Source organism: Aquamicrobium sp. NLF2-7, assembly GCF_022359935.1.
Classification (GTDB): Bacteria; Pseudomonadota; Alphaproteobacteria; order Rhizobiales; family Rhizobiaceae; genus Mesorhizobium; species Mesorhizobium lusatiense.
This window is the reverse complement of record NZ_JAKSED010000005.1, coordinates 39,131-56,712: the sequence shown is the minus strand read 5'-3', so window position 1 is coordinate 56,712 and position 17,582 is coordinate 39,131. Positions and strand designations below refer to the sequence as shown.

The following is a 17,582-nucleotide window of genomic DNA, read 5'->3' as shown; positions in this document are numbered from 1 at the left end:
TAAAAGTCGCACACCACACGAGCGGACAATTGCGACAGCAAAGCGAGCGGCAAGAGCCGCAAGCGCACTGACAGGACGTCCGATCACGGGCCGAGCTTCGCCGCCTCACTGACTGGAATAGATGGCTGCCGCTTGCGCCTTGCTGGCGACTTCCAGCTTTCTCAGAATTTCCGAGACGTGATAATCGACAGTTCGCTTGGCTGAACCGACAATGATGGCTATGTCGGCGTTGGATTTTCCTTGCGCGATCCACCCCAGTATCTCCATCTGCCGCGACGACAACCGGTTCAGATACGAGGCTCCGATGACGTCCGCCCCCGGAATACCCAGGACCGCTGCGCGGGTGACCGCGACCTGGCCGATTATCTGGATGGCATAGGCGTCGCTCCGGCTCCTGGAAGCATCCGCGAATGACAGGGCCGTCATCGCGCTCAGGCTTCCCGGACGCTCATCCAACGCCGCGGTCGCCCCGCTGATAATTCCGGTGCTGGCGATATACTCGCCATAGGTCGAATGAACGGAAGACGCCCATTGCGCAGGGGTCCAGACCATTGGCCGCCCGGCCCGCCCAACCGCCATCTCAAGCAAGGGGTCTTTCTCCACCCACCCCTCATCGGCGTACCGCGCCAGATCCGCGCCGCTCCAATTGGTGAGGGTGGGCTCCGACATAAACTCGCGCCGGTCCTTCTTGCGGAACGAAAGATTGTAGCTCTGGAAACCGAAACGTTCGATGCTTCGTTGGACAACCCGCCGCAGCTCGACCTCAGTTTCCGCCGCGCAGATTGACATTACTGGATCGGCGATCCGCTCCACTGGCTCTCTATAAATCATCAAGTTTATTCAATTTTTCCCTAACCGCTATTTTACACTATCGCGGGTCGAAAAACGGCTCTCCCACCGAGGCCTTGAAGGGCGCCTGGCGCTGGCGTTCATCGATCTCGACGATTTCAAGCGCGTGAATGATACACATGGCCATAGCGTCGGCGACGAGCTTTTGCGGAACGTAGCCGAGCGGCTCCGTGCCGGCACTCGGGACTCGGATATCTGTGGCCGCATCGGTGGCGATGAGTTCGTCATTTGTATCGACGATCCCCATCGGCCGATCGACGCGGCAGCGATTTTTTCCCGCATTTCCGAACTGGTCGGCCGGCCCTTCGAGATAGAGAACCAGTCGATCTCATGCTCCGCATCCATCGGTGTTGCGCTCTATCCCCAACAGGGCACAACCTTCGAAGCGCTTCTTCGTGCGGCGGACACAGCCATGTATCGCGCCAAGAAAAGAGGGAAAGGCGGCCTGTCGATCGGCGAATAATGGCCGGCAAGGCTGAAGCCGCTGGGCTTTTCAGATAGAAGCAAATGGGCTTTTCGCGACTTCCTCCTTTCCTGGGGGAGCTGATCGAGCCAAGTGGCTCGACAAGCCAGTTGCTTCGGCCGCTCAATCATCGTCTTAAGCTTGTCGAGGGGTTGCCGGGAGACGCGGCCTGGTTAGGCCGCGATTGCGGGGGCCTCGTCAGGGCTTTCGAGGTCCTTCGCCAGAGCTTCCTCGACCTCAGCAAGTTGTCGGCGCTTTTCCTCCAGTTCGTCGGCAAAGGCGAACGCGCCGCCTTCGCCCCGCGACTGATAGGATGTCAGTCGGCGGCGCGCATCGGCCAGTCGCTGACGATAGCGTTCCTGTTCGTCCTCGAAGCCGGACAAGGCCCGCTCGATCCGGGAGATCGCGCCGAGCGGCGTGACGGTGATCGCAAGCTCGATCTCGTGTTCCACGCCGGTCCGGAGCAGCATTGTGGAATAGCGATAACCGTCCTTGCCGAAGCGTTCGCCGGAATATTCAAGCTCGAAGCCGCCGATCGAGGCGATGATGCACTCGCCTTCTTGCTGAAGTTGCACGAGGGTGAGGATTTCCTTCATGAGCGCCCTCCCCGCTTTCTTGCGTTCATCGTGGCGCTTGCCTCCCACAATCATGGAGAATGGATCTCCGCCGGTTAGAACCAGACGCTCGATGTCCTGACCGATCTCAGAAATCCGCCGCGCGGCATATTCAATGTCGCGCTCGGCGTCGCGAAGCTGCCTGCGAACAGCATGCTGATCATCGATATGGGCGGCCCGCAGACGCTCCAGCCGAGCGATATCGGCTTCAAGCCCCGCCTTTTGCATCAGGCGCTGATCGCCCGATGCAATGGCCTTGGCCATGGCGAACTGATTGGCCTGGCCTTCGCCCATGTCCTCGAGCCGCCGGATCGAGGTGTCCCCGGAGAGTGCTGCCGCAATGAACCGGGCCTTGCGCTCGTTGTTTTGCCACATGGTGGCGTCGAGCGAGCCTTCGGTGGCATAGGCGAAGATATCGACCACTTCATGCTGATTGCCTTGCCGTACAATCCGACCCTCGCGCTGCTCGATCTGTGAAGGCAACCAGGGCACGTCGAGATGATGCAGCGCCTTCAGGCGAAGCTGGGCATTGACGCCGGTGCCCATCGTTTCGGAACTGCCGATCAGGAAGCGGATCTTGCCGGCGCGAACGTCGCCGAACAGCCGCTGCTTGGCGTCCGACTTCTTGTAGTCCTGCATGAAGGCGATTTCGGACGGCGGTACGCCGAGCCGGATCAGTTCTTCGCGAATCCAGCGATAGGCCGAGAAGCCGCGCGTCTTCTCGACATTGATCGTGCCGAGATCGGAAAAGATCATTTGCGCTGCGCCTGTCAGCTCAAATGGCTTGCCGTCCGGGCGAGCATAGGTGTTGTCAGCCGTTTCCCGCCAAATCCGGTAGGCGTTCGAGATGAGATTGTTGAGCTTGTTGGCCGGTTCGTTATTATTGTCGGCCTCGACCAGGCGCAGGTCGATCGCTGCATGGCGGCCATCGGTGATGACGGAGAGCAGGATATCGTCACCGGGCTCGGCCGGCCCTTTGCGTTCCTCGATGGCCTTGATGCGCGCATCCAGTACCATTTGGTAGTGCTTGAAAGCCTGTGTCGGCTTCGAGGTGATGATCTGGCGCTTGCCGGTCGCGATCGCCGGCACCTTCACATATTCTGCCAGATCCACCGGCATTACGACATCCGCGAAGGACCGGAACATCGCGATCAGTTCGGGAACGTTGACGAAGCTGGCGAAACGGGAAACCGGCTTGTATTTGCCCGAGGGCTGGAGCTCCAGTTCGGTAGTCGTATCACCGAAAGTCGAGGCCCAGGCGTCGAACTCGTGCAGACCGCGCTCCATCAGGGCGGCATGATCCATGAGCCGCTGCACCGTGAACATCTCGCCGAGCGTATTGGTGATTGGCGTCCCGGAAGCCAGGACAAGCGCCCGGCCCGGGTTCTTCGTCTCGATGAAGCGCGATTTAACGTAGAGATCCCAGGCGCGCTGCGAGCCGTTCGGATCGACCCCCTTGAGTGTTGACATATTGGTGGCGAAGCTGAGCTTGCGGAACTCCTGGGCCTCGTCAACAATGACCTGATCGACGCCGATCTCGGCGATGGTCAACAGATCATCCTTTCGGGTCGAGAGTCCCTCCAGCCGTTCCTGCAACCCCTCCTTCAGCCGCTCGAGGCGCTTGCGCGAAACACGATCCTCATCCTCGACCTTCAGCTGGAGGCTTTCGTAGAGTTCCAGCTCGTCATGGATCATCTGCTGCTCGAAGGCGGAGGGAACGCCGATGAAGCGGAAGGCTGAATGGGTGATGATGATGGCGTCCCACGTCGCAGTCGCCGCGCGCGACAGAAACCGGGCGCGCTTGTCTTTGGTGAAATTCGTCTCATCGGCGACAAGGATGCGGGCATTGGGATAAAGCGCGAGGAATTCGCGCGCGACCTGCCCCAGGCAGTGACCGGGGACGGTGAGCATCGCCTTGGAGATCAGGCCGAGACGGCGCTGTTCCATGATGGCGGCTGCCATGGTCATCGTCTTGCCGGCGCCAACAGCATGGGCAAGATAGGTCGCGCCATCCGAGATGATGCGCCAGATGCCGCGTTTCTGATGACCATAAAGAACAAAGGCGCCGGAGGCGCCTGGAAGCTGGAGATGGGACCCGTCGAATTTTCGAGGGGTGATGTTGTTGAAGCGGTCATTATAGACCCGCGCCAGTCTGTCGGTCCGATCGGGATCGGACCAGATCCAGTTCTGGAAAGCGGTCTTGATCTTGTAGAGCTTCTCCTTGGCCGCCTCGGTGTCCACGACGTTAAGAACGCGCTTCTCGCTGTCGCCATCCTTGATCGTGTCGAAGATCTGCGGCACGCGGCTATTCAGCGCGTCCGCCAGCAATTCGCCGGCATGGCGACGATCCGTTCCCCATTCGGAGGTGCCGGCCGCCAGATAGCCGAGTTGCCGCGCATCGACCGTCCACGACGCCAGTTCCGGCATGTGATGGATCTTGATATCGGCGTTCATCGTCTCTTTGACAAAGGCGACGACATCGGCCGCCGGTATCCATGGCGCTCCGAGACGCGCGGTGATGTCGGAAGGACGAAGGTCGGCAGGCTGGACACCTTGCAGCGCCGAGACGTTGCGCTGATAGGCGGGATCGAGCGCCGCCGCGGCCTCTGCTGCCTTCAGCTTGTCGCGGACACGGCCGGACAGATAGGCATCGGCCATCTGCCATGAGCCATCGGCCGGATTCCGGAAAATGGCGCTGCCCAGCTCTGCGACGACATCTTTCGGGTCACGATGCAGAAGTTCGGCGATGTGATCGATATCGACTCGACCGCGTTCGTTGAGGACGACCGCGAGCGCGTCGGTGGCGCTGTTGATAATCGGTGCGGCCGGAGGAGAAATTACGCGCTCCGTGAAGATCGGGCCGGGACGCGATGTGTCGGTATCGAGATCATAATCCTCGATCGACGCCACCAGCCAGCAATCGGGATCATCGAGGAACGGCTGCAGGTTGGGACGTCGATGATTCTCGCGGGTCTCACCATCCGGGGCTTCCGTGATCGAAACCGTCGTGTGATTGATCGGCCCGAAGTCGCGGACAAAACTCGACCAGGCGATACGCAGCCTGACCTGGAGATCTTTCCACGGCCGATCCAGTTCCTGCGCCTTGAGGACTTCACGCACAGCATCGCGAATTGGGATCAGCTTGCGGATGATGTGGACATGCTTTTCGGGGATGCCGTCGCCGCTGCGCCCCTTCCGGACCTTCACCGCGACGGGCTCGCCATCGAGAATCTGCATCAGCCCGCGGGCCTGGTCAAAGAAGAAGCTGCCTTCACGGACATGGCGTTTCAACGGCAAATTGACAGGTGTGCCCTCGACTTCATCCTCAAGCTCCAGATCGATTTCGGTGGGCTCGCCGTCGTATAGAGCTTCCGGAAGAAGATTGATGGCGGCGGCGAGCGTAGAAACGAGATCCCGGTCCTTGCGAGGCAGACATGTATAGGTCTCGCCGAACGGGCCGGAAGTAAGGGCATGCGTACCGAGCACGAAGGCCGGATGGCGCGCGAACCAGCGATTGATGCGGATAGCGCCTTCGTCTTCTATCGCTGGGCGGATTTCGTCTATGTCGAGCCAGGCCTGATCGCCCTCCGGCTCGCCCGCCTTGCGTTTGCGGAAGAACAGGATGTCGACGACCACATCGGTGCCGGCGTCTGAACGAAAACTTCCTTCAGGCAGACGGATCGCGGCGATGAGGTCGGCCGATTTTGCGATATGCTCGCGCGCCAAGCAATCGGCCTTGTCCATCGTGCCGGAACTTGTGACGAAGGCGGCCAGCGCCCCCGGCTTCAAGAGATCGATCGACCGCGCGATGAAATAATCATGCAGCACCAGCTTCATCGAGCGATATGCCCGGTCGGATCGGACGGTGCGATCCGAGAATGGCGGATTGCCGACGACGAGATCGAAACTTGCCGGAAGGTCGGTCCGGGCGAAGTCTCCGGTGACGATCCGCGCCCGTGGCTGCAACAGCCGGGCGATACGCGCCGTGACCGGATCGAGCTCGATTCCGGTGACCTGCGATACCGCACGCAGGCGTTCCGGCATGAGCGCCGGAAACAACCCTGTACCGATCCCTGGCTCGAGGACCCGGCCGCCGCGCCAGCCGAGGCGCTGAAGCCCTGCCCATATCGCCCGAACGATAAACTCCGGGGTAAAATGAGCATATTGGGTGCAGCGGGCAAGGGATGCATAGTCCGCCTCCGCAACCGCATCCTCCAGCGCCATACCGATCTCGTTCCAGCCCGTTCGGAATTCGACCTCGCCTGGGCGACGGAATACGCCGTTGGCAAGGTCGGAAGCGCCAAAGCCGGTGAAGCGGATCAATTTGTCCTGCTCGTTGCTCGTGGCGTGACGCTCCTCGGCCTCGATCTCGGCTGCGAGCCGGATGGCGGCGATGTTGTCCCGCGCCCTTTGCTTCCAGCCGCGGGCGAGACCACGGCTTCCGGAAAGATAGAAATTAGCACCTGGCGACAATGGTGCGGTCGGCGGCGGAGAGGATGGTGTCTGCATTGCAGGCGAGGGCCCGGCCGGCGGAGGGTCGTCATCGAAGTCGTTTGCCGCAAAGTCATCGCCAAAGGCCGCGGTGCCGAGACCAAAGCTCGATGAAAGCGTCGAATTACCTAGAGGCGAGAGCGAGAACGGATCGTCGTGGGACATGGGTGTTTCTCCTTATGTGGAAATGCGCAGAAGGTTCTGGCAGAGCGAATCTGCCAGAGGCTCGACAACGGCGTTTGAGAGGGTTCAACGGACGATCAGCGTGAGCGCGACTTCGGTCTCGCTAAGCTGGATGTTGAGGTGGGTCGCCCGCATATTGCGGTCAAAGAGCGGGATCAGCCGCTCGGCTTCGATAAACTCGATGCCGTCGTCACCGCCAAAATGGCGACGCTTGTAGTCCCACCAGTCGATATCGCCCTTGGGATGGCATTGCTCGGAATAGATGACGAGCGCCTGCTGCCCGTCAACCAGCTTACCGTTGGACATGAGGTAGACGCCTTCGTCCCCGACGAGCCACAATCCGGGCTTTTCGCCCTTACCGGGGCGAGAGCCGTAAAAGGGATTGCGGAAACCGTCATTGGCAGCGGCATCGGCAATTCCTCGCGCGATAACCTTGCGGACCGCAAGAATCGGGAAGGTGAACATGACAGCCTCCCCCGGTCACGCCGCGCGCCGCTCGGGCAAATGCCGCAGGTGAACCGGCAGCTTGGCCTGGATCTCGTCTTCAGTGAGTTCTTCCAGAAGCTTGAGGACGGTGCCGCCTCGACGGCCGTAGACCAGCACCGTGCGCTTGCCACGAAATTGGGGATGCCAACGGTCACCCGCAAAGCCACGATATTCATCATGTGTGGCGCTCCAGATGTGCTCAAGGCGCTCCTCATGCGTCATCGCCTTCACCGGCCAGCTCTCCCGCTCGACGATCGCGTCGCGCATTGCCACCGGTGAGCGCAGGTCAGTCAGGTCGCAATAGCCGTGGAAATAGCGGACCTTTCCGTCGATCCGCAGCGTGTAGAAGATGCTGGTGATCGTTTCGGTGAGGAATTCACGCATCGCAAACATTTCCCCGCGCATCCAGAGCGGCGGCAGGATGTCGAGCATGTAATCGTGCTCGACCTTGGCGATCTCGAACCATTCACCACGGAAGAGGGCGCTATCATCACTCTCCCAGCGATTGGGTCGCTGGCCATGGCGATCGAACATGCGGAACATCTGCCGGCGATTGGCGACGCCCTGATAGATCTTGCGGATTGGAGAAGCTGGGGTCATGGATGGGCTCCTTCTGGCCTCGTCGGGTGGGACACGCGGCTCATCCCTTGCGGACCACCATCATCTCCAACCCTTCTGACCCCTCCCCCGCAGCCGCCTCTCCGCCCGGGCGGGTCAAGGGCCGGCTTTGGCCGGGCGAAGCTCTACCCTTGACGCGGACGGCGGGCATGCGGCAGCCGGGCTTTCTTCCTCCTTTTCTTCTTTCCCTCTTCTTTCCCCCTTCCGCAGAGCGGGCAGGCGCTACCAGTCGTGGTGGGGCAGTGCGTCGATCTGGTCGCCGTCGCAGTCCAGCAGGACATAATCGCAGCGCTTCTTTCGAGCCCAGATCATGACGGCGTACAGATCATCCGGAATCCGGTCCTTGCCGGTTCCGCAATTCTCGTCATGGGCATAGACGAACCAGCCATAATCGCCGTATCGGCCACCAAGGCACGGCCATTGGTCGACCGGGACACCATCGAGAAGCTTTGCCGTCGCCTCGGTGACATGGCCGGTGGAGATGACGATGAACCGGCGAACATCAAGCGACGACATGGGTCTTCTCCATGACGTCTAGGGTGATCGGGGCATCGAGCCCGAGCTTGCGCGGCGAGGTCGCCTGCAGCATCCAGCGCTCGCCCTTGATCCGGCGCAGGAACTCCGTCGCCGGCGGAACGCGTCCAAGGACTTCCTGAACATGGCGTTCGGCGACTATACGCGTCGGGGTCACCCACCCGGCGCCATGGTGGATGAGGGGTCCGAACCTCACCTCCGCCTCGAAAACACCGAAAGCGTGATGGCGAAACATCAGATGCGCCGTGTCTTCACTCCAGGGCGCTGTCGCCAGGAACCAGCGATGAAGCGGCAGGAAATCTTCAGCCTCACCACCAAAACGCATGACGCTCGCCTGGGCCAGATCTTCCACGTCCGGCAGCGAGGCAGGCAGCCAGTCAGGCGCGTCGAAGCCGACGAGCCAGTCACACGCGGAAATAATGCGTGGACAGTCTTCTTCCAGGTGCTGGACACCAAGCGTCATGGTGTCGACGTCGACGGCATCGGAATTGCGGATATCGGCCCCGAAATGTGCTGTCGCCTCGGCGACGCCTTCGAGGTGATGGCGTAGCGCACGATGGGTAAACCTGCACAAAAGCGACTTGCTGGCGTCGAACCAGCTGTGCAGTTCGAAATAGTCCTGCCAGACGCCGCCGTGGATGCGGGCTGACGAACGCGCGTGATCGTAGGGATGCATGATCTGCTCTCCTTCATGGTGATGTTTGGAACGGGAACTGGTTGTGGTGCGATCAGCGCGAGGAGGCGTCGAGCTGAGCGAGCGTCGCGTCAAAGGCCGCCGGTAATCCCGACGCCGCGCACCAAGCGTCGAAATCCGCCGGTGTCCCGCGTGGGAGAAGCGGCAGATAGAACGGAAAGGCTTTCCGGGCGTGATCGAGCGACAGCGCCTCGCTGTTCCAGGTCCCGTCCCAGACGTCACGCATCTTCTTGCGATAGTGGGCGAGGCGGGCGGCATTGACCGGATGGTCGCCATTGCGCACATCCCGCAGAAAAGCACGCAGCGGATCAGGAAGATGGGCCGGCGGCGTCGAATTGCGGTAGGCCTTGAACTGGCCGACCGCGAGCGCCAATACGCCGAGGTCTGGGCCGAGCGTCAGTTCCAGCGTCGCTATCCGCTTGCCGTTTTCCCGCAATGACAGGATTTGCGTATCTCCGCGACGGCAGATTGCGTAATAGCCACCGACGCAGTGGTCGAGCAAACGACCCTCTTCGACCAGATCCGCCGCCGACGACAGGACAACGAGTTCATGGCTGCCGCAGGCAGAGCGCCAGGGCGCGCACAATTCCGGCCAGCCCGGCCGCTCGGCAGTGTGTTCATGGCGCAGGGCCGAGAGCGTCGCGACGCGGCGATGCCACAGGCCGACAGCTTCCTGGAATGCTTTCGGCTTGCGCGGTCCGATGATCGCATGCCGCAGCGCAGCGATCATTCGCTGGCGCACCAGCCCGCCACCTTTTCTGACGTCGATCTCGATGCTCCTGGCGAAGGAGACCACCTGGCGTGATGGCGCGAAACCTCCGAGGCGGATGCGCTCGGCGACCATCGGCCGAAGCAAGTCTTCGCGCATGGCGTTGATGGCGTCGGTTATGCCATCCTTGTAGAACCCGAAATAATCGGGCCTCACGACATGCTGGCGGGGTTCTTTCACCCAGGGCGAGCCTGCCCATGCATCGGCTTCTTCAGGCCTTCCTCCGCCCGGCCATTCATGAAGCGGCGTTTCATGGGTCTTGAGTTCCTCGATGGCGACATGGAAATCGGTCGGGTTCTCGATCGAGTGGCGAAGGTGGCGTCCGTTGCGCAAGGAGCGCAATTCGGCGGCGTTCAAACCATGGCGTTCCATGAGAACGGCGGCAAGAGGAAGCCCGGCGTCGATAATGCCGGTGACGTCCTCCTCGCGCAGAGCGCAGGACAACGCGCCGTAAACGGACATCGCCTGCCGACGGCGCGTGAGCACTACGGCACGCTCCTCCCGGCCGCTCGTTTCGGGAGCCAGCAGCCAGGCGGCGACCGCGTTGAGACCATGACGCAGGAAAACGCCATCGGGCAGATCGCGCGCCAGTATGGTGCCCATGTGGGTCTGTGCGAGCGTACGGGCGCGTTCCGAAAGGGCCTTGATCGCCGTTGCAATGATCCCGGCGGCCGCCGTCAGATCCTGCCAGTTGGCGTTGCTCGACAGGAGCGCAACGCCCATATCCGAAAACCCGTGATCTTCAGCCCAGTCACCGAAGGCGGGACTGCTTTCGGGCCGTGCGGAAGATGCATGACTCGTTGCATTGTCCGCGATCATTTGGACCAGCTCGGCGGCGAGCGGATCTTTTTTTACTGATGGTGTTGTGCGGACATCGGCATCCAGACGCCCCTCGATGGCGCGGACCGTCATCCTGACCTCTGCCAGCGCCACGATAATGGAAAAGGCCGAAAATTGGGTCGGGCGTTCCCTGATCCAGGGACAGGCAGCGACGAGCTGGCTGATGGCGATGGTCTTCAGCTGGGACCAGGATCGGCTGCTCATGGCGCAACCTCCCCGACCAGAACCTCAACCGCGAGGGCGAGTGGACCATCGTCCTCACCGTCGATCGGATCATCATCGACAAACTCGTCTTCGTCGTCATCGCCATAATCACCGTCTTCGCGATAGGATATATCGCACTCGATGGTCAGCCCTTCCTCGTCCTCGAAAGGACGGATATAGACGGTGCCGTATCCGCCCTCATTATTGACCCAGTCGCCCTCGGGCGCATCGGCGACGATGTTTTCAAGCAGTTCCGGCAAGTGCCGGATTTCGCCGCGGTCGCTGATAAAGATGGGTATATCCGGCAGATCATGCGCCAGCGGGTCACCACTGTAGGTGACGCGTTCAAGTGTCGTTTCACCAGAATCGCCACCACCACTGAGCGAATATTCGATCTCGGTGATCTGAAGGGCGCGCAGGATCGCACCCAGCCTCTCCGCCATTTCCATTGTCTTGTCCTTCCCTCAGGCGTTGAACACACCTTCGGGCGGGCCGCCTCTCCGTTCGGCCGGGTCAAGGGCCGGCGCATGCCGGGCGCAGCTTCACCCTTGATCGCGGCCGGCGGGCATGCGGCAGACCTATCCTTCCTCATTCTCCTCGGCTTCTCGCTCCTTGGTGCGCGCGCGCAGAGCATCGTTCCAATCATCAAGCGGAGGCAGGAGGCGTGACCAGGCAGCGCCTGCTTCTTCAGCGATCTCATAGAGGCGCTCGGCAAACACGTTGCCCTGCTTGTTCGCGTCAGTCGCCGCGACGAGTTCCGCGCCGGGACGCGCGGCGAGCAGGCGTAGTGCTTCTGCCGTTGCCGGCGACCAGCCACCTCCGGCGCTGAGATAGACCGAACCGGCCCGCATCTCCTCGATGGCCGCCAGACTCAGGGCGTCGATTGCCGCCTCCGTCACGCACAGCCGCAGCGCGTCCGGCCGTCCGAGGCGAAACAGCACCTTGGCGCCACCGGCGGCGAAGCCACGCCAATCCGGGCCACGCTCCTCCCAGCCCGTGATAGCACCGTCACTGTCTGTATGGGCAGCCCACATGCTGCCATGCGGCCCCTCGCGGAGACGATTGGCGGCGATCGCAATGCGGATAATCCGTTCGCTCAGGCCGCGCTGGTCCCTCAGATAGATCCAGGTTGCCGATTCCTTCCACGGCTTGCGCCTTGTGCGCCATCGTTCGGAAACGGAAACGTCAGGTTTGCGGTCGCGCGACTGCCGCTCCCAGACAGGCTCCGAAAGCTCAAATCCGACAAGGCTTGCCACTTCGTGCATGGCCTCGACGAAGCGCACGCCCTGCAGATGCTCGACGAGGTTAAAGACGTCGCCCTTGCCTTCGCCGAGGGGGTCGAACCAGCCCTTGCCGTCATGGATGACGATGATGATCTCGCCGTCCCGGCGATATTTCATCGCCTTCCGCGTGCTCTCCTTGAGGTCGAGCGCAAACCCTGCCTCTTCCAGCACCGCGCTGCAGGGCACCTGCGCCCTCAGCTCTTCCAAGTCAGCTTTGTCCATTCTTTCCGCCTGCACGTCTCGTGCTCCTTTTAGCCGATTCCCGACCCAAAACCCTTGTGTTGCGGACACCGGAGGCCGCGAAGAGCAAGGCGGGCAAGGGCACGGTGGTCAACCCGACATTTCTGCCAGTGAGCACCGACGGGACCGCCGGAGCGTCAGTGTCCCTTGCGCGCTGCAGCGCGCAAGCGGCAAGGTTTCATCAAAACAACCCTTCATGCCTCTCTTCTTGGTGGCATGCCCACCCGGCACTTCCCGGTCCGAAGGAACCCCAACGAGCGTCCAAGATCGTCGGATTCCTTGAACTGGCTCTTCCCCTCACGGCGCACGTAGCGCTTGTGGGTGCCGGTATCGATCAGCTCTCGTTTGATCATAATGCGAGTCCTTGTTGGCGATAAAAGACGACGCCCCAGAAGCCCGGCGGTTCGCCTTGAAGGCGATGCAATCATTGATGTACGAGGTGCCCATGGTCAGCAGGACGATCAGAAATCTCGATGAGCAGCTGAAGAATCGTCTGCGCATGCGCGCGGCGTCGCGAGGCCGTTTGATGGAAGACGAAGCGCGGGATATTCTCCGCGCAGCACTTGCAACCGAACTCCGTCCGAAAAAGGGAAACCTGGCAACTCGGATTCGCAGCCGGATGGCCAAGATTGGGGGCATCGAGCTGGAGATTCCGGCGCGCGAGCCAATTCGTGACTCCGCCGATCTGGGCCAATGATTGTCCTCGACACTAACGTCATTTCCGAGCTTCTTCTGCCCTAGCCTAGTAGTGCCGCCGAATCCTGGGTGGCCGACCAGCCGACCGCGTCACTTTTCACGAGAGGCGGAGATCCTCTATGGGGTGCGTCTGTGGCCGAGGGAAAGCGCAGACGCGATCTTCTGGCTGTGATTGAACCGATTTCTTGGAGGATTTAGCGACAAACGCTGGCATGGTCCGAACGGGATCAGGCGTCAGGCGCTCGCCCGAGACCTCTACACCAGCCAGCGCTGCGGATGTCTGCTGGTCGACGGAAACCGGCTGTCAAACTACGCCGCAGCGCGTTCCGAACTGGCAAAATCGATGGGATTGGGACGAAAGCCAAAGCCCGTTGAAGAGCCGCCAGCGGCTCCCGCCAAACGGAAGTGACTCGGCCTAAAATTCTCATAGGGCCTCCGTCGACCGTTCCTCAGGTTGCACCGGAACACCGTGCCGCCCATTTGCGCGATTCAATGCATGGGCCGTCCTGCACCCGCGCCGCTCCGTCGTGAACGGCGATCAGCGGCAACGGCAGTTCGAAGAACAGACCGCCGGTGACCAGCACTGCCATGACGCCGATGGCGAATGCCAGATTTTAGCGGATGATCGCCGCCGTGCGGCGGGAAAGCCGGGCGCATCGGGAGTCTTCACCTCATCTCCTGGCAAAGAATTGTCATCTTGCCCTCTCGCGGTTCGGTGCGGGAGGGCAAGCAGGAACACCATTCATGGGTGTTGTCGTCGCAAACCACTGATCGCCCAACGGCGCTATTCGCTGGTCTTGCCGTCGAAGTGTTCATGAGCGGCGTCGGCTTCAGCCTTGGTTGGATGAACGACACCGTCGACATGTTCGGGCGGGCTGTAGATCGTATAAAGCTTCAGCGGCTCATTGCCGGTGTTCTTGACGTTATGCCGCGCCCCGGCGGGTACGATCATGGCCATATCGGCTCCGATCCTACTCACGTTGCCATCGATCAGGATTTCACCTTCGCCGTCCTCGACACGAAAGAACTGATCGCCGTCGTCGTGAACCTCTTCGCCGATCTCCTCGCCAGGCTGAAGCGTCATCAGCACTAGCTGCATATTTGTTGCCGTATAAAGAACACGGCGAAAATCCGTGTTTCCCTCGGTCAGTTCCTCGATGTCATCAACAAATCCACGCATGATATGCTCCTTCTTCCAATTCATTTCACAAGTTTGGCTCGTTTCGTTGATCTCACTCAAATCCGCCCAATGAGACCTTCGCATATGGTCTTGTCGCCGATACGACTTCGGCGACAGTATCCTCAAGCTGTCCTTCCAGCAGCGGCGCGTCCACATCAAAGCATCCGCCAGGAAATCGAGACTCGTCGACCTGTGCATTCACGCACGGAGATCCCTTTGGTTTAGGCGACGATTCCACCACAGCTCCCAATTTGGTCGCCCAACGAACCAGAACCAAGGCAGCGGCCTGTGCATTCCTGCAAGCCTGGCTTGCCGGTTTCGCCAATCGCAATGCGTGGCCAAACCCTTAGATCAATGAGGCAGGGGACACCCCTCCTCCACTATCGAAAGGAACCCGATTATGACCCAGAAAACCATCCTTCGCAGCGATGAACTTTCCTGCCCATCCTGCGTGCCGAAGATCGAAAAGGCGCTCAACGCCCTTCCGGGCGTCGCGAAGGCCGAGGTGCGCTTCAACACCGGCAAGATCGAGGTTGAGCACGACCCCGCGCAAGCCAGCGTTGAAGCGCTGGTCGAGGCGGTGCGCGGCACCGGCTACGAGGCGCAACCTGCCGCCTTCTGATCGGCACTCCGCCTTTTTCGCCGCGCCGCGAGCCGGCGCGGCAGGCACGCTTTTCCGGCATGGATGAAGATGAAAGGAGCGATGAGATGAGCAATCTTGTCAGCAGGATCAGAAGCGCCTTCGTGCATCCGGCACGGCGGCGCTTGTGGTTGACGGTCGGCAGCGGCGGGTTGATCGCGGCCGGCCTTCTGGCGCGCTACGGCTTCGGCATGGTCGAGGCATGGATGGCGCTGATGGTCGCGGCAGCTTTTGTCGCCGGCTCCGACATCGCCATCCGCGCCTGGCGCTCGTTGCGTGTAAAGCATTTCAGCATCGAACTGCTCGTCACCGTCGCGGCGGTCGGCGCGTTGTTTATCGGCGAGGTCTGGGAGTCGGCGGCCGTCACTTTCCTCTTCATTTTCGGTGGCTGGCTGGAGGCGCGCACCATGGGGCAGACCCGTGGCGCGCTGAAGGCATTGCTCGATGCCGCGCCCGCCACCGCGACCGTGCTGCGCGACGGCGATCCCGTCGAGGTGCCGGCGCATATGGTCCAGCTTGGCGAGACCGTGCTGGTCAGGGCCGGTCAACGCATCCCGGTGGATGGTGAGGTGACCGAAGGCACCGCCGCCGTCAGTGAGGCGGCGATTACCGGTGAGCCGATGCCGGCCGAGAAAGCGCCTGGTAGCCACGTTCATGCAGGAACGATCGCCGAGAACGGGTTGCTGCGCATCCGCGCCACCAATGTCGGCGCCGACACCACCCTTGCCCGCATCATTCAGCGCGTCGAGGAAGCGCAGGAGGAAAAGGCCCCGAGCCAGCGTATGATCGAGCGCTTTGCGCAATGGTATACGCCGTCGATCATCGGGCTCGCGGTCGCCGCCTTCGCGGTGACGCAGGACATCCGCCTGGCGCTGACGCTGCTGGTCGTCGGTTGCCCCGGCGCGCTGGTCATCTCGACGCCGGTCTCCATCGTCGCCGGCATCGGCCGGGCGGCGCGCAGCGGCATCCTGATCAAGGGCGGTCAGCATCTGGAAAGTGCAGGCCGCATCGATACGCTGGCGCTCGACAAGACCGGCACGCTGACGGAAGGCAAGCCGCAGCTCGCCTCTATCGTCGCGCTCGGCGGCATTGCCGAGGCCGAGTTGCTGCATTTGGCTGCGACCGCCGAGACCGGATCGACCCATCCGCTCGGCCGTCCCATCGTCGAGGCTGGCCGCAAGCAGGGGCCGCTTTCCACGCCCGAGGCGCTGGAGGAACATGCCGGCATGGGCCTGAGCGCCCGCATCGACGGCCGCGTCATCGCCGCCGGCAACCGACGCCTCATGGATACGCTCGGCATTACGCTGGGCCAGGAGGGCGAAGCCGCCCTGGACCGTCTGCTGTCCAATGGCCAGACGCCGATCCTGGTGGCGCGTGACGGGCAGTTGATCGGGATGCTGGGCATGTCCGACATGGCCCGTGAAGGCGCGGCGGAAGCCATCGCCCGTCTGCGTGACATCGGCATAGGCCGTGTGGTCATGCTGACCGGCGACCAGCATGGCGCGGCCGAAGCCATCGCCCGCGAGGTCGGCATCGACGAGGTCCATGCCGGGCTGATGCCCGAGGACAAGCTGGAACTGATCCGGAAGATGAAGGCGGATGGCGCGCATGTCGCCATGGTCGGCGACGGCATCAACGATGCACCGGCGCTTGCCGCAGCCGACACCTCGATCGCCATGGGCGCGGCCGGCAGCGACGTCGCCATCGAGACCGCCGACATCGCGCTCCTGAAGGACGATCTCGGCAAGATCCCCGAGGCGATGGCGATCTCGCGCGCAACGCTGGGCAATATGCGCCAGAACCTCGTCATCGCACTGGTGACGGTGGCCGGACTGCTGGCGGGCGTGTTCTCCGGCAATGTCCATATGGCCGGCGGCATGCTGGTCCACCAGCTTTCGGTGCTGATCGTCATCGCCAACGGCATGCGCCTGCTGCGCGTGCCGAAGGCCACCGCACCCGGCGGACGGGCGTCAAAAACAGCCACCGCCCGGCCCGCAACTGTGGCCGCGCGAGGCTGAAGCCTCCTCGCAGACCCCGCAGCGATGCGGGGTCTGTTGTTTTTGCGGCGCCAACCCTGTCTCATTGCTCGCAACCGCCAGAAAGGATCGACATGAATACCAGGACCGCCCCGTGGAACGACGTTCTCGACTTCTGGTTTCCCGAAGGCCGCTCCTCACAGATAAAGGCTGAAACTCATCGCGATCACTGGTCGTGGCGGTTGCACGGCGGAGCGGATGACACGATCGTCGCGCGCTTCGCCGACCTCACGAGGAGCGCAGCCTCAGGCGATCTCGACGACTGGGCCGACGAACCCGAAGGCAGGCTGGCGCTCATCATCGTGCTCGACCAGTTCTCACGCTCGCTGTGGCGCGGCACGCCGCGGGCTTTCGCGCAGGACCCTGCCGCACTGTCGCTGGCGATGGAGGGGTTCTCCAACGGCCACTATGCATCGCTCGGCACGCCCTGGTACAGGGTCGTCTACAGTCAGCCCCTTGGCCATTGCGAAGGCCCGGATCACCTTGAGCGCATCGATCTGCTCATCGGGCTTCGCGAAGAGATAGCGGCGGAAGCGTCCGCTTCCCTTCAACCGATATACCAGTCGCTGGTGAACCAGGCCGGTGATGTGCGCAAGGTCATCGCCGCTTTCGGCCGTCACCCGCACCGCAATCAGGTCCTCGGCCGAGAATCGACGCAGGCGGAAGACGCTTACATCGCTGGAGGGGATTTCCCGCACGAGAGGGCGTTTCAGGCGTGACGCCTGGAGGCGAAACGCATCGAGGGTTGATGCTTTCGTCGGC

At 62.0% G+C, this 17,582-nt stretch carries 16 protein-coding genes; 4 read left to right on the top strand and 12 right to left on the bottom strand.

The genetic code is table 11. From position 1 onward, the window contains the following. Positions 1-105: 105 nt before the first annotated feature. The 10 genes from MIC97_RS21350 to MIC97_RS21305 all read right to left on the bottom strand — a co-directional run bounded on the left by MIC97_RS21350 (position 106) and on the right by MIC97_RS21305 (position 12,250). Positions 106-831 (bottom strand): LuxR C-terminal-related transcriptional regulator, encoded by a 726-nt coding sequence (locus MIC97_RS21350; RefSeq protein WP_239801955.1) that lies wholly within the window; start codon positions 829-831, stop codon positions 106-108. A 37-nt stretch (positions 832-868) separates the two neighbouring features. Then, a complete protein-coding gene (locus MIC97_RS21345; protein ID WP_239801954.1) occupies positions 869-1,096 on the bottom strand; it encodes a hypothetical protein in 228 nt (75 codons plus the stop codon). A gap of 389 nt (positions 1,097-1,485) precedes the next feature. Beyond that, positions 1,486-6,582 carry an N-6 DNA methylase gene (locus tag MIC97_RS21340; protein WP_239801953.1) on the bottom strand — a complete coding sequence of 1,699 codons (5,097 nt, stop codon included), beginning with the start codon at positions 6,580-6,582 and terminating at the stop codon, positions 1,486-1,488. 84 nt (positions 6,583-6,666) lie between these two features. Then, positions 6,667-7,065: a DUF3085 domain-containing protein gene (locus MIC97_RS21335; RefSeq protein ID WP_239801952.1), complete on the bottom strand. Its 399-nt coding sequence runs from the start codon at positions 7,063-7,065 to the stop codon at positions 6,667-6,669. A 15-nt stretch (positions 7,066-7,080) separates the two neighbouring features. Continuing rightward, positions 7,081-7,686: a DUF1419 domain-containing protein gene (locus tag MIC97_RS21330; RefSeq protein WP_239801951.1), complete on the bottom strand. Its 606-nt coding sequence runs from the start codon at positions 7,684-7,686 to the stop codon at positions 7,081-7,083. A gap of 240 nt (positions 7,687-7,926) precedes the next feature. Then, positions 7,927-8,220: a hypothetical protein gene (locus MIC97_RS21325; RefSeq protein WP_239801950.1), complete on the bottom strand. Its 294-nt coding sequence runs from the start codon at positions 8,218-8,220 to the stop codon at positions 7,927-7,929. Beyond that, positions 8,207-8,914, bottom strand: a complete 708-nt coding sequence (locus MIC97_RS21320; protein ID WP_239801949.1) for a hypothetical protein — start codon at positions 8,912-8,914, stop codon at positions 8,207-8,209. The genes MIC97_RS21325 and MIC97_RS21320 overlap by 14 nt, the downstream gene beginning before the upstream one ends. A 52-nt stretch (positions 8,915-8,966) precedes the next feature. Further along, on the bottom strand, positions 8,967-10,745 hold the full coding sequence (locus tag MIC97_RS21315) for a PcfJ domain-containing protein (protein WP_239801948.1): 1,779 nt from the start codon (positions 10,743-10,745) through the stop codon (positions 8,967-8,969). Further along, positions 10,742-11,194, bottom strand: a complete 453-nt coding sequence (locus MIC97_RS21310) for a hypothetical protein (protein WP_239801947.1) — start codon at positions 11,192-11,194, stop codon at positions 10,742-10,744. Before MIC97_RS21310 ends, MIC97_RS21315 begins: the two co-directional genes overlap by 4 nt. A 129-nt stretch (positions 11,195-11,323) precedes the next feature. After that, on the bottom strand, positions 11,324-12,250 hold the full coding sequence (locus MIC97_RS21305) for a DUF3991 and toprim domain-containing protein (RefSeq protein WP_239801946.1): 927 nt from the start codon (positions 12,248-12,250) through the stop codon (positions 11,324-11,326). Between the two features lie 463 nt (positions 12,251-12,713). Here MIC97_RS21305 and MIC97_RS21300 point away from each other — a divergent pair, with 463 nt between their 5' ends. Next, entirely contained in the window at positions 12,714-12,965 is a 252-nt protein-coding gene (locus MIC97_RS21300) for a plasmid stabilization protein (protein ID WP_035032958.1), read from the top strand. 448 nt (positions 12,966-13,413) lie between these two features. On the opposite strand, the gene MIC97_RS21295 is transcribed toward MIC97_RS21300, so the two are convergent. Next, positions 13,414-13,554: a hypothetical protein gene (locus MIC97_RS21295; RefSeq protein ID WP_239801945.1), complete on the bottom strand. Its 141-nt coding sequence runs from the start codon at positions 13,552-13,554 to the stop codon at positions 13,414-13,416. 194 nt (positions 13,555-13,748) lie between these two features. Next, a complete protein-coding gene (locus MIC97_RS21290) occupies positions 13,749-14,144 on the bottom strand; it encodes a cupin domain-containing protein (protein ID WP_239801944.1) in 396 nt (131 codons plus the stop codon). A 400-nt stretch (positions 14,145-14,544) separates the two neighbouring features. On the opposite strand from MIC97_RS21290, the gene MIC97_RS21285 reads away from it, so the two are divergent. From MIC97_RS21285 to MIC97_RS21275, 3 genes are all read left to right on the top strand, one after another. Further along, on the top strand, positions 14,545-14,766 hold the full coding sequence (locus tag MIC97_RS21285; RefSeq protein WP_035032918.1) for a heavy-metal-associated domain-containing protein: 222 nt from the start codon (positions 14,545-14,547) through the stop codon (positions 14,764-14,766). Between the two features lie 86 nt (positions 14,767-14,852). Beyond that, on the top strand, positions 14,853-16,802 hold the full coding sequence (locus MIC97_RS21280) for a cation-translocating P-type ATPase (protein WP_239801943.1): 1,950 nt from the start codon (positions 14,853-14,855) through the stop codon (positions 16,800-16,802). Between the two features lie 92 nt (positions 16,803-16,894). Then, positions 16,895-17,539, top strand: a complete 645-nt coding sequence (locus MIC97_RS21275) for a DUF924 family protein (protein ID WP_130520661.1) — start codon at positions 16,895-16,897, stop codon at positions 17,537-17,539. Positions 17,540-17,582: the final 43 nt, after the last annotated feature.